The organism is Okeania sp. SIO2F5, from assembly GCF_010692685.1.
In the GTDB taxonomy this organism is placed as follows: domain Bacteria; phylum Cyanobacteriota; class Cyanobacteriia; order Cyanobacteriales; family Microcoleaceae; genus Okeania; species Okeania hirsuta.
The window spans coordinates 1-12,816 of the sequence record NZ_JAAHGU010000179.1; the positions used below are offsets into that span (position 1 = coordinate 1).

General features: G+C 36.9%; 8 protein-coding genes and 1 pseudogene. 5 read left to right on the forward strand and 4 right to left on the reverse strand.

Annotated elements, in window-relative coordinates:
• Positions 1-450: pseudogene (locus F6K27_RS29880) on the reverse strand (IS1 family transposase); the annotation flags it as partial.
• 635 nt (positions 451-1,085) lie between these two features.
• Here F6K27_RS29880 and F6K27_RS29885 point away from each other — a divergent pair.
• From F6K27_RS29885 to F6K27_RS29905, 5 genes are all read left to right on the forward strand, one after another.
• A complete protein-coding gene (locus F6K27_RS29885; RefSeq protein WP_124143601.1) occupies positions 1,086-1,847 on the forward strand; it encodes an RNA methyltransferase in 762 nt (253 codons plus the stop codon).
• A 658-nt stretch (positions 1,848-2,505) separates the two neighbouring features.
• Positions 2,506-3,909, forward strand: a complete 1,404-nt coding sequence (locus tag F6K27_RS29890) for a serine hydrolase (protein WP_287279551.1) — start codon at positions 2,506-2,508, stop codon at positions 3,907-3,909.
• A 590-nt stretch (positions 3,910-4,499) separates the two neighbouring features.
• Positions 4,500-7,001 carry a CHASE2 domain-containing protein gene (locus F6K27_RS29895; RefSeq protein ID WP_287279552.1) on the forward strand — a complete coding sequence of 834 codons (2,502 nt, stop codon included), beginning with the start codon at positions 4,500-4,502 and terminating at the stop codon, positions 6,999-7,001.
• A 543-nt stretch (positions 7,002-7,544) separates the two neighbouring features.
• Positions 7,545-7,730, forward strand: a complete 186-nt coding sequence (locus F6K27_RS29900) for a hypothetical protein (RefSeq protein WP_287279553.1) — start codon at positions 7,545-7,547, stop codon at positions 7,728-7,730.
• 3 nt (positions 7,731-7,733) lie between these two features.
• Positions 7,734-8,183, forward strand: coding sequence for a Uma2 family endonuclease (locus F6K27_RS29905; protein WP_287279554.1), 450 nt, complete (start codon positions 7,734-7,736; stop codon positions 8,181-8,183).
• A gap of 368 nt (positions 8,184-8,551) precedes the next feature.
• Here F6K27_RS29905 and F6K27_RS29910 read toward each other — a convergent pair whose 3' ends face one another.
• The 3 genes from F6K27_RS29910 to F6K27_RS29920 all read right to left on the reverse strand — a co-directional run bounded on the left by F6K27_RS29910 (position 8,552) and on the right by F6K27_RS29920 (position 12,282).
• Positions 8,552-10,303: a DnaJ domain-containing protein gene (locus F6K27_RS29910; RefSeq protein ID WP_287279555.1), complete on the reverse strand. Its 1,752-nt coding sequence runs from the start codon at positions 10,301-10,303 to the stop codon at positions 8,552-8,554.
• Positions 10,304-10,379: 76 nt separating this feature from the next.
• A complete protein-coding gene (locus tag F6K27_RS29915) occupies positions 10,380-11,630 on the reverse strand; it encodes an RNA-guided endonuclease TnpB family protein (RefSeq protein ID WP_287279556.1) in 1,251 nt (416 codons plus the stop codon).
• 214 nt (positions 11,631-11,844) lie between these two features.
• Positions 11,845-12,282, reverse strand: a complete 438-nt coding sequence (locus F6K27_RS29920; protein WP_287279557.1) for a DUF4079 domain-containing protein — start codon at positions 12,280-12,282, stop codon at positions 11,845-11,847.
• Positions 12,283-12,816: the final 534 nt, after the last annotated feature.

Here is a 12,816-nt window from a genome sequence, read left to right on the forward strand (position 1 = left end):
AATTCCACAACCCTAATGCGCCGTTTTCTCCTAAACAGAAACCCACTATTTCTCTGGTTTCTATATCCATCGCCAGCCAGAGCTACTGTTTGTGATTTTTACTCCCAACAAATGACCACATTTCGTCACATTGAATAGTCAGTTTACCTGGTTTTTTTTAGTACATTGAATAGACTGTGAAACCTTTGTATATTTATTATTTACGTATTCTTGGAGCCATTTTTCGGAGACTCCAGTTACAAGAATTATACCTGCTAAACTGATTTTTTCTAAAAATAATTTATCAATTAACTCTCTGGTTTCTTGATTAACATAAACTTTCTGGCTATTAGCCACAAATTGTCTCTGGCAATTTTGACACTGATACTTTGGTTTTTTATTATGAATTGTACAATTTTTCACAGTATGACTACTATCATATCTAGGGCATATAAGTTGATCATTTAACATCGGATATAATGTTTTAAAATCAGTAAAAATATAGTATAGTATACTTTTTTATTGTAGTAATTACTAGGGAAATTTCCTCACAATTTACTAAGAGTTTTATCCAGGCGATAACCTGAAAATTAAAATTTTATTTTTCAACAAATTATCAGGTAATATTTGGGACAAATATATCAGAAATTAATAATTTAATTAAGTTATCACTACATATACAGGACTACCAATTAGCTTTTCCCGTAAAAGTACAAAATACTATCAAAAAAATCAAACAATTATTTTTTAAAATTTGCGATCAAATACTCTGTTTTGATCGGTATAGTTTCTGCTAATTATCAAGAATAAGAGACTGTTTGTAAAAGGAATATTAAATCCAGGCGTAGCGTTAGATTATTGGGTCGGGGGCAGGTTCATCTAATAACTTGTAACGCCATTAATTTAACGTGGAACCCGCCCCTTACTATTGCAAAATTATCAATCCAATAGATATAGCGTTTCTCAAGTTACTGAGATACAGTTTTTTTTATTCTTTTCTATTCCCTACTCCCTACTCCCTACTCCCTAAAAAAAGGAATTTTGTACCTCATGCTCCTTGGAAATTGCTATATTTCAAACCAGAATAAGAAAAAATTACATTAATAATGCTTAAACAACAATCAACACAAATAAGAATAGTATTAGTAGAACCTGCCGGACCACTGAATGTTGGTTCTGTAGCCCGGATTATGAAAAATATGGGTTTCCATCACCTAGTCTTAGTTAATCCTCAATGCGACCCCCATGGACTAGAAGCCAGGAAAATGGCAGTTCATGCCCCAGAAATTTTAGAAACGGCCACCATAGTTCAAACATTACCTGAAGCACTGAAAGGATGTCAAAGAGCGATCGCCACAACATCCCTAGACCGTTCATTACCCACCAAGCTAGAAAACCCCCGACATTCCCTACCTTGGCTATTAGGATATCCAGCAGCCTTAATATTTGGCAGAGAAGACAGAGGCTTAACTAATGTAGAATTAAACTATGCCCAAAGATTTGTCCGTATTCCATCAGATAATACCTATCGTTCACTAAATCTGGCTCAAGCAGTAGCTATCTGTTGTTATGAACTATATCATTTGCAAACTATAGCACTGAGCGACCAAAAAAGTCAGGATAGTCCACCTAACCCGGCGCCTAATTTAGAAGCTCCAATAGATTTAATAGAGGCATATTATCAGGATCTAGAAACCCTGCTACTGAAAATAGGTTATCTTTATCCCCATACAGCATCTAGCAGGATGGAAAAAATTCGTCGTCTATTCAACCGCGCCTATCCTTCTACTGAAGAAGTGGCCATGTTACGCGGAATGATTAGGCAAATGAATTGGGCACTTTCTAATCATTGTGAAAATGATAGTTAATCTATTTTTTCTGGGTATTCTTTAATAGAGTTGTCGCTAAATAAAGGGAAAAAATCACTCTAACCTAGACAGAGCAATAAATACAAGCATGTTTCCATAATAATAGCTACAATCCTTACAGAACAAGGTTTTTGGGATTTTTTTAAGTTATAAAGCGACATTTTTAAGTTATAAAGCGACAAGTCCAATATATAAATAAATGGCTGAATAGAAATATCTGAGAACCAAGTTAGAGATGCTTGTGAAAATCTTCTGGATTTATCTGTAAAGTGTTTTTTTGTCTAGAATAGTCAAAATATAGTTACGACTTGCGCTAAAGTAATAGATAACTTACCTAAATTATAGGCGATCGAGCAAAGTTAATCTGAGATTAAGTTAGTTTTCTAGTTCTAACCAATCTAACTCAATATTAATAATATTAATAATGTCACAACCCGTGAGAAATCAAATAATTATCTATATTTTCTCTTGGTCTTAAGTTTTTTCCCTTGATATATTAGTTATATGACTTTTGACTTTTGTGAAATGGAATAAATTAATATACCTCTTGAAAACTGAAAGTCCAATAAATTTTCATGCAGAAATAGTCAATTTTTGTTGATTTTGATTTACTTCTGTTAGATAAACAAAATTATAGTTATAAATTAAGGTGTTTGGAGTGGTTCAGAGATTTCCTAGTCCATCAATTCTTTCAGTAGTATCATCCCCTACTAGGCCAGATTCTCAATCGAAGCAATCTAGTAGTAGACAACAAAATCATCCCGTACAACCGCAGCTACCCCTCAAAAGAAAGCGTAACGTAGCTAAATTTCCTCTACCACCTTCTGAGGAACCTTATCTTAGGTCTGTCCCCCCAAGAAAGAAAGTTGTTCCCCCTAGAACCTTAAAAACAGAAATTCCTAGATTTCAATCTCACAGAGCTAAACGTAGTCGAAGAGATGAACTGGCTAGATTAAGATCCATCGCAGAACAACAACCCAAAACATCTACTCGACCCCAAAAACGGCTAGAAAAAGCCCAATCTTTTATTTCTCAGCCACCACTGCAAAAAAAGTCCCCACTCACAAGTCGTAAACGCTCTGTGTCTTCTTCGGTAGTGTTGTACACAACTCGGATGTTAATTTTGGGTATGGGAATAGCGGTAATTAGTGGAACATTGCTATCAATGTTGAAACCTGGAAGTAGTTCTAGTGTCCTTTCTCAAGCAGCAGATATAGAACCAAATCAAGAATGGAAATCTCCCTCCATTGTACCTTTAGCAGTACAACAAACTAGAGAAATTACAGCTTTGAAAACAGAGCTAGATACAGTCATCGCAGAATATCCAAAACTCACCCCAGGAATATTCCTGATTGATGTTGATACTGGTGCTTATCTAGATATTAATGGAAATGTCGCTATTGCAGCAGCTAGTACCATTAAGGTGCCAATATTAGTAGCTTTTTTTCAAGCTGTGGACCAAGGCCGCATCAAACTAGATGATATGTTGACAATGGAGGAATCTCATGTAGCTGAGGGTTCGGGAGATATGCAGTTTCGCAGACCTGGTACTAAATATACGGCTTTGCAAACAGCGACAAAAATGATCGTGATTAGTGATAATACCGCAACCAATATGTTGATTGAAACACTTGGTGGATCTGAAGTTTTGAATCAGTTGTTTCAGAGTTGGGGTTTGAAGAATACTACTATTAATGACTCCTTACCAGACCTCTCTGGCACTAATACAACAACTCCCAAGGATTTGATAAATTTAATTTCACAGGTAAATCAAGGTGGGTTGGTATCTCTAAAGTCTCGCGATCGCCTGTTTAGAATTATGGAAAGGACTAAAAATGATTCATTGTTACCTCGGGGCATAGGTAGAGGTACTATTATTGCTCACAAAACAGGTAACCTGAAGTCCGTATTAGCAGATGTGGGTATGATTGATTTGCTCAATGGCAAGCGCTATCTATTGGCTGTATTGGTGAAACGCCTAGATGACGAACAAACTGCCGTAGACTTGATTCGCGATGTATCCAAAAAAACTTATCAATATCTTGAATCTTCAGAGCAATAGTTGTTTGTTATGTAAGTAAGATATTACAAATAAGTCTTCTAGGTGTTCTACAAATTGCTATATTTCGCTAACTTAGGGTTTGCTGAATAAGTCTTTTGGTATGGGGTAGGAGTCAGTCCTCAGGAAGACCAAGCCAGGAGGAATAGGGAATTTAGAGGAGGGAGTCGGATATTTTATCCCTTGATTTTTCTACAATTATTCTGCCTTTTATCCTAACTTTTTAGTCGCTCAAGCTTAAAAAGTTGCACTTTTTTTCGGTGTAAAAAAGCTAAAACCTTTACCTGTCAGTGCTTTTAGATTTAATCAGCAAGCCCTAACTAGTGTTATAGAATTATTGAGGGAAAATTAGTATAAAAAGAAGGTATAACACTGTGAATACAGGTTCGGATGTTTTAATATTCTCTTGCATCGTGCGTTTTCCCTTTCAACTTTCTATTTAAAACTTTGGCGATCGCTTATTTTACGGAAGAAAAGATATAGCGATCGCTGTTTTTATAGCTTAATAGAGTTGTCCTTATATATCTCTAAGTTCTCTGTAATTAATTGATAATTGCTAAAGTAAAGAGGTATGCGATCAAAATCAAAGAAAAATGACTCAGACTGCTTATAGATTCTACCTGAAGATTCAACAAGTTGAAAAAGTCTGCTTATTTGAACTTGCCTGGGGTAGAGGACAACAATTAAGTGTAACTATTCCTTATCCTGAAAACCTTACCATATTTTATCAAGATTGGCAAACAAAATATCTAAGTTTTTATCATAGAGCTTTACGAGGAAGGGTAGTAAGTACAGGAACAATAATCAGACAAGTTGATTGGGAACAAAAATTGGTCCAAGCAGAAGCAAAACTTCTGTGTGAATTTCATCGTTGGTTAAGACACGAAGAACTGTTTGAAATTAGAGCAATTATTGCTCAAGCAGCCAAACAAAAAACAGAAAATTTCCTACCATCACAGCACAACACTCATGTACCTACTATTGACATATTTTTAACTTGTAACTGCCAAGAATTATGTCGTTTACCCTGGGAAGTATGGGAAATTACAGAATTTGCTGCATCCAGTAAAATTAGAATAGTCCGCCAACCTATTAATATCCACGATACACCAGTCAATTATCAATCCAAACCCTGTCGAGGTAAAGCTAGGGTATTAGCAATACTGGGAGATGATACAGGTTTAAATTTCCAGGTAGATAGAGAAGCAGTAAAATCATTATCCCCAATAGCAGAAGTAGAGTTTGTGGGTTGGCAACCTCATGAGCGTCAAGCACAGCTAAAAGACAAAATTGTCAAAGCAATAAAAGACGAACGTGGGTGGGATATCTTATTTTTCGCAGGACACAGTAATGAAAATCTGAATACAGGAGGGGAACTAGCGATCGCTCCAGGGATATCTCTATCCATGATCGAAATTGCTCAATCCTTAACTATAGCCAAACAGAGAGGTTTACAATTTGCCATCTTCAATTCCTGTAGTGGTTTAAGCATCGCTAACACCTTGATAGACTTGGGTTTAAGTCAAGTTGCCGTCATGCGAGAACCTATTCATAACCAAGTCGCCCAAGAATTTTTAGTGCGCTTTCTACAAAGTTTAGCCGAATACAAAGATGTTCACGAATCATTATTATCAGCGTGTCAATTTTTAAAGTTAGAGAAAAATCTCACCTATCCTAGTACATATTTAATACCGTCTTTGTTTTGCCACCCGAATGCTCCACTATTTTGTCTTCAACCATCTAGAATTAAAGACAAATGCAAACGGTGGTTACCTAGCAAACAAGAAGCGATGGCGCTCGGTGCATTAATTTTATGCAGTTGGCAATTATCAACTCAAAGCTTTTTAATTGAAAAGCGAGTATTAGTGCAAGCTATGTATCGGCAATTTACCAATCAACCTGATAGCAAAAATTCGCCTCCCGTGCTATTAGTTGAAATCGACGAAGAGTCCATCAAAAAAGCAAAAATATCCGATCCTAGACCTATGGATCGTAGCTATATAGCCAAAATCATCGATCGACTAACATCTATAAACGCCAAAATCATTGGTGTTGATTATCTATTAGATCGCCATCAACCAAAAAACGACCGACAACTAGCTCGTACTCTGCGCTCATCCATAAAAAAACAAAATACTTGGTTTGTTTTAGCGACATCTCGTAATCTAGCTGGTAGTTGGTTTGAACCCTTGCCAGAGTTAGCATCTCCAAATTGGCAACTACAGGGAGATACTTTTGTTGTCGGTTATGACAGTTACGTTACCCATTTTACACTGCTACCAAGGCAATATTCTAGCAAGAGACCATTGCCCTTTGCTTATTGGTTAGCAGTTGCTCACCGGTTAAACTTTGAACAATCTGGGGAGTTGCTTCAACCTCAGATTAATTCTTCAGAGAGTTGGGTATCTCAAGTGAAAAATCATATTAATCAGACCACAGGTGAATATGGATTTTTGGATTTATTTTCCAATTCATCTCGCTTACAACCTTTAACTAAATTTTCCTATAAATTAGGGCAAATGTGGATGCATCCAATTATAGATTTTTCTGTTCCCCCAGAAGCAGTTTTTCAACGTTTACCTGCTTGGCAACTTTTGGAGAGTAATGATTCCCCATTATTACCACTAATTACACTAGATAAACGTCCATCAATAGTAATTATTGCTGCTAGATATAAAGATGCAGGATTAGTTGCTCCAGGAGGAGACAATTTTCCTTTACCTGCTGCTGTTGGTTTCTGGCGCTCTCAACATCCTGCAAACCCCAGTACAGTATTTACTGGAGGGGAAATTCATGCTTATATGGTTCATCATTTGCTCAATCAAAGATTAGTTATACCTATTCCTAATTTATGGTTAATTGTATTAGCTGCTTTGTTAGGAAAAGGAACAGTATTAGTATTAGGGAATAGTACTAATACTCAAAAACAAGAAATTATTCTGTTATTGTTTTTATTAACTTTAATTTATGCACTGGCGAGTCTACAAATTTATATTTCAGCAGCAATTTTATTACCTTGGTTGTTACCTAGTCTAACATTTTGGATTTATATCTTTTTATATTTGATTAACCGTAAGTCACGTTATTTGAATTGAGGTTTTTATGATTTTGAAAAAAAATATTACAAATGGTGTAGGGAAGGAAAAAAGACAGAAAATATAATAAAAAAATCAATCAATATCAAAAATGTTAGTACTTCAGATTACTACAATACAATTAACCACAACACTTTTGGAGTGTAGTAGCGATATTTTTTAATATGAAACAGGACTTACGCAGAGACTCTGCATATAGCGATAAATAATATTATTTACCCCTACAAATGGTGCTTTAAAAGTCAATTTGCGGAAGTCCTGATGAAATACAAAAAATTGTGCAAATATACGAATCTCTCCATCTCCCTATCATATAAAATCCGCTCGGGTTCGGTATAAAAAAAATTTTGATCTTCATCCAAGAGCAAATGTTTCGCGCATTCTCTTCCCTCCTGACTCCTGACTTCCCCTCCTGGGAGGGGGAGGGGCGAGGGGTGGGTTGACTCGGTCCTCCTAGATTAACTATCTAATTACACCGATGCTACCGGATTTGATATCAATCTTTAGTAGCAAAGATTAGCGTATTTCATATAAGAGGTTGAAATGTTGAATTTTGTAGCAGGTTTACAACAGTTAGAAAAATTGATAAATGAGTATAGCTTAGGCTCTATTGATGGCGAAAAAATTCTTATTATGGGTGATATTAGTTGGCATATTTATGAACAGTTATTGGAGGATTTGCAAGATAATTATTGTTGGCGTGTTACTTTTTTAGAGGGGTGTTTATAAATTATGTCGCCGAGTCGTCGGCATGAATTTATTAAGAGTAATATTGGTCGATTATTAGAAGTTTATTTTAAGGAAAGTCGTATCCGTTTTTATGGTTTAGGTTCCACTACTTTTCGGTCTCAAGCAACAGTTAGGGGTATTGAAACGGACGAATGTTACTGTCTTTTTAGTAATAAAGATATTCCCGATTTAGCTATTGAAGTTGTAATTACCAGTGGTGGTATTAATGCTTTAGAAGTTTATCAAGGTTTAGGAGTTTATGAAGTGTGGTTTTGGCAGAATGGAAGTTTTTCTATCTATTACTTAAATAAGGGAGAGTATGAGCAGGTAATTAGGAGTAAGTTGTTGCCTTTGTTAGATGTAGAATTGTTAGCAAGTTATGTTGAATATGATGAAGCTTTTGACGCTGTTTTAGAGTTTAGGCAACAAATTCGTGAGAGTTTTTCGGTTTAATTAGGGTTTGCTGAAAAAGTCTTATGGGTGAGAGTAGGAGACAGGAGACAGGAGACAGGAGACAGGAGAAAAGGCTTGGGAGCGAGGAGGTAGGAGCGGGCGTTTTGTCCCAAGATTGTTCTGCGCAACAAAGCCGCCTAAAATACTAACTTTTTGAGCGTGAAGAGCTGAAAACCAGACACTTTTTAAAGGCCCCAAAAAGACTAAAACCTTTATCTGTAAATACTTTTAGATTTAATCAGCAAGCCCTAATTACCTAAACATTAGTTTGCCGTAGTAGTGGTGCGTCAAGCTGAAAATGATGTATTAAATTTTTAGTATAATTCTTGCTATGACTAAGGTTTGGAGAATTTTCCTAAAACACTATTTCAAGCTTGACGCGCCAGTAGAAACTCTTGATAAGCTTGATTAATAATTTGCATTTTTGAAATAGCTTCCTTATTCCTATTCACATCTGGATGATATTGTCTAGCCAAACGACGATAAGCCAATTTCACTGTTTCCGCATCTGCATTTGGTGTTACACCCAATATTTCCCACCACTCTCCAGATAAAAATTCGACACCATCCCACATTACCTGATGCCAGATTTTAATATTTTTGCCATTTCCCCCACTCACCAAGCACCCATCACCGCAAAAAGCTACTGGATAACAACCAGCTAAAGTTTGCAAAAGTTCTCCACTAGGTAAAGCCCAAATTTTCACTGTGCCATCCTGACTACCACTAGCAAGCATTTTTCCATTACCACTAATAGCAATAGAAAAAATCGGTGCTGCATGACCAACTAAAGTACAAACTAAGCAGTCTGTTTCGAGATTCCAAAGTTTGACTGTAAAATCTGTACTCCCACTAGCAAGTATTTTTCCAGTCGGGTGAAAAGCTAAAGACGTTACCCAACCAGAATGCTGTTGAAAAATACGAGGTGGTGGATAGCTATTGATATTCCACAAACGAATAGTTCTGTCAGCACTCCCACTAGCAAATGTTTTACCATCCTGACTCCAAGCAACTGCCCAAACTTTATCCGTATGACCGTCAAAAGTACGTTTGAGTTTTCCTGTTTCTAGTTCCCAAAGTTTAATAGTTTTGTCAGCACTGCCACTAATAACATTTTTACTATCTTTACTGATAGCTACTGCAAATACTGAGTCTCCATGACTGGTGGGAGAGTTGGAAGCTAAAAAAGTCTGACAATGTTTTTTGGTATCTATATTATATGTGGTGATTTTTCCGTCGAAGTCTCCGCTAACGAGTATGGGAGTCTTGATATTAAGAGCGACAGTTTGTACTTCCTGTGAATATCCGAAAAAAGTATAGAGACGTTTACCTGTTTTGAAATTCCAGAGGCTAACAGAGCGATCGCTACTTGCTGTGGCAAAAGTTTGATTATCAGCACTAATAGCTACAGCATTAATTGAAGCAGTATGTGCTTTGATAACTTTTGTAAATTTCCAGGTTAATTTTTCCTGTGGTTGTAACTCAGAATTTTCTGTGGGTGGGGGAGAAAAATTTGATTGATTTTGACAACCTATATTTTTCTGGAGTTGTGCTAATTCTGCTTCTATTTCTAGGGCGGTGGATTTTTGCTTTGTCTCCATTTCAGCAAGAACCGGGTCTAATTCTATCAATTCCACCATAGCTTGATTATAAGCTTCTTGCCACGAAACTCGATCTAAAATTTTCTCCTCCATCTGCTCAAAAGTTGCAAAAGAATCAACTATTCGGTTTTGTGGGGATGAGTTAATAGCTTGAAAAAATCCATAAAGACCAAGACCAACTACTCCACCAAAAGTTGCCATTGCTCCTATACCAACACCAAAAGCAGTCCCCCCAACTCCCAACCCTATACCACCAATAGTAGAAGAAAGGGTGACTCCTCCATAACTACCCATACCAATAAAACCAATAGCAGTGGGGTCTGATTTTGTAATGGCTTTAAAAGCACCATAAGTTGCTGCACCGACAACTGCACCTGCACCGATAATAGGAGTTGCACCGATGCTGATACCTCCAAAACTACCTATTAATCCAATATTGCCGACTGTAGTAGAAAAGGTTGCACCAGTTGTTGCACCTATGGATATATATGGAAGGCTTTCAGATAAGTTTTTGCTCATTGCTAGAAACCGACTAATGTTTGGGTCAAGAAAAATGTGTGTTTGATTTCAACTTGACATCCTCCCGACGCTGCTCTCACGAGACAGGGTGGGATTCCTTAACATCACTGTTAGGGGCTTTCTGTTTCTTAGCACCCGCCTTCCGAGATTTACTCCCAGAAGGTCTTACAGTCGCTCCACAGACTGACACTGCTAGCCCAGCAGCCAAAATGTTTATAGTTGCATTGATATCGCGGTCATGGTGACTACCACATTCTGGGCAATCCCACTCTCTAATATTTAGAGGTAATTTTTCCACTACATGACCACAATTAGAGCAACGTTTTGAACTAGGAAAATACCTGTCAATTTTGATCAACTCCCGTCCATACCATTCTGCTTTGTACTCTAATTGCCTGACTAGTTCTCCCCAATTAGCATCACTTATTGCTCTAGCTAATTTATGATTCTTGACCATATTTTTAACTGCTAAGTCCTCTACTACAATAGTTTGATTTTCTCTAATTAGTTGTAGGGGAGCCGTCGGATTGGCGACGTATGTTAGCTTATGAGTGTAATCCAGCCTTGAATCTTTAATTTTAGCGTGTATCCTGGCTACTTTTAAACTAGCTTTATGGTAGTTATTAGAACCTTTGGTTTTACGAGAAAGTGATTTTTGAGCTAGTCTTAATTTCTTTCCCAACTTGTTTAGATTTTTAGGGTTAGTAATTTTTTCTCCATCACTGGTAGTAACTAAACTAGTAATTCCCAAGTCAATACCTACTTGTTTCTTGACTGGTTTAAGCCTCAAGTCTCTAGGATCATTGATCCTCAAAGATACAGACCATCTACCAGAGGGCGCTAGCTTGACAGTGATTGTACTAGGTACACAACCCTGCTGTAGTTGCCTACTCCATCTAATAGGTAATGGTTGTGGACATTTAGCTAGGTAGACTTGACCATCTTTCCACTTGAATGCCGATTTCGTAAATTCAGCACTACCACCATTTCGTTTTTTCTTAAAATTAGGATATTTAGCGCGTCCACTAAAAAAGTTAGTGTTTGCGCAGCATTCCGCAGGAAAAGCAGTTTGTAGATGTCTTAAGCCTTGCTGTAATGGAACACTGCTTACCTCACTCAGAAAATCTAAGTCATCTTGCTTTTTCCAAGAGGTAAGCATAGTTGAGGTTTGCTTATAGCTCACTCTTTGCTTTTGTTCATACCAAGCTTGAGTCCTTGCTGCTAAAGCTTTGTTGTAGATTAAACGCACACAACCCAAAGTTCTGCGCAACAGACTTTCCTGCTCCGGAGTTGGGTAAAATCTAAATTTGTACGCTTTTTCAACCATCTGCTGCAAAATTTTTCAACATTTACATATTAACAGATTATGTGTGAAGCTGCAACATTGATTGGCATTCCCATACGACACTTCCTACGAGGAGAGCGCGGGTCTTCTGGCAACATCTTAGATAAACTTTTTTTGATTAGCTCTGCATCAGTGGATTTACCAATTTTTTTAAGATCGAGTTTCGTATTTTATAATATCTATCTTGTTCTTTGCTTCAAGGCAAATACTTTTGCACGACGCTCCAACCTGTCAAAGATACTGTTGCGAAACTAAACAACAGAATAATATTAGTTGTGATATGGAGCGATCGCGCCCAAAGTTGTTTTGAATTTATCTGAGTCGCACTCCAAGCAGAAACCAAAACCAAAGCTACAACAGTTAAACCAGCGGGTAAATGAGCGGAATGACCCAAGTTACCATAATAACCAATAGTTCCTACCAAACCAATTGCCAGTAACAAAATTACTAAAAATACCATTATACCACCAATAATATAATGAAAAGGTCGTAACCATTGAGGACGTTTTTGTTTGTTATGGCGGGCAAAAAACATCCAACCACCTGTTACTGCTAATAATGAATAGGCAAATAGGGAAAGACCCATAGACCAAGCTGCTATTTTCCAAAGCCAGAGAAAAGAAGGTAAATTCATGTATATTGATTGTAATGTTGACAACCCAGAAAAGAGGAAACAGGGAAAAGAGAAGAATAATTTATTTTATTCTTGATTTTTACCAGATGTCTAATTTATTAGACCATTTCTCAAAAACTTTATCTACGCTTTCTTGAGCAGGGGACTCCCAGGAGGGGAAGTAGGAGAGTAGGGGAGTGGGGGAGAAGTAAACATAATAATAATAATTAACACTATTTAATTAGGACTTACGCAGATACGCTATATATAGTATTCATAACTATTAGACAATAGTTATGAATACTATATACACAGTGTCTTTGTGTAAGTCCTGTTAATGTTGTTCTATTTTTGGATATTTAACTATTGTCCAACAGTTAAGGAAAAAAATCATGGGTACTAGAGAAGCATCTTTTTTATTAGGTATATCTCGTCAACGTTTATTAGTTTTATTAGCTCAAGGAAGAGTTAAAGGAGCACAGAAAAAAGGTAGATTCTGGGAAATACCAGTATCTTCGAGTGGAATGCCTGTAATAATTCCGGCTCGGCGGGGTC

What these genes read in the sequence shown, in the direction of transcription:
- F6K27_RS29915 (WP_287279556.1), bottom strand. Translation starts at nt 11,630, where the DNA reads ATGGTTGAAAAAGCGTACAAATTTAGATTTTACCCAACTCCGGAGCAG.
- F6K27_RS29895 (WP_287279552.1), top strand. Translation starts at nt 4,500, where the DNA reads ATGACTCAGACTGCTTATAGATTCTACCTGAAGATTCAACAAGTTGAA.
- F6K27_RS29920 (WP_287279557.1), bottom strand. Translation starts at nt 12,282, where the DNA reads ATGAATTTACCTTCTTTTCTCTGGCTTTGGAAAATAGCAGCTTGGTCT.
- F6K27_RS29900 (WP_287279553.1), top strand. Translation starts at nt 7,545, where the DNA reads ATGTTGAATTTTGTAGCAGGTTTACAACAGTTAGAAAAATTGATAAAT.
- F6K27_RS29905 (WP_287279554.1), top strand. Translation starts at nt 7,734, where the DNA reads ATGTCGCCGAGTCGTCGGCATGAATTTATTAAGAGTAATATTGGTCGA.
- F6K27_RS29885 (WP_124143601.1), top strand. Translation starts at nt 1,086, where the DNA reads ATGCTTAAACAACAATCAACACAAATAAGAATAGTATTAGTAGAACCT.
- F6K27_RS29910 (WP_287279555.1), bottom strand. Translation starts at nt 10,303, where the DNA reads ATGAGCAAAAACTTATCTGAAAGCCTTCCATATATATCCATAGGTGCA.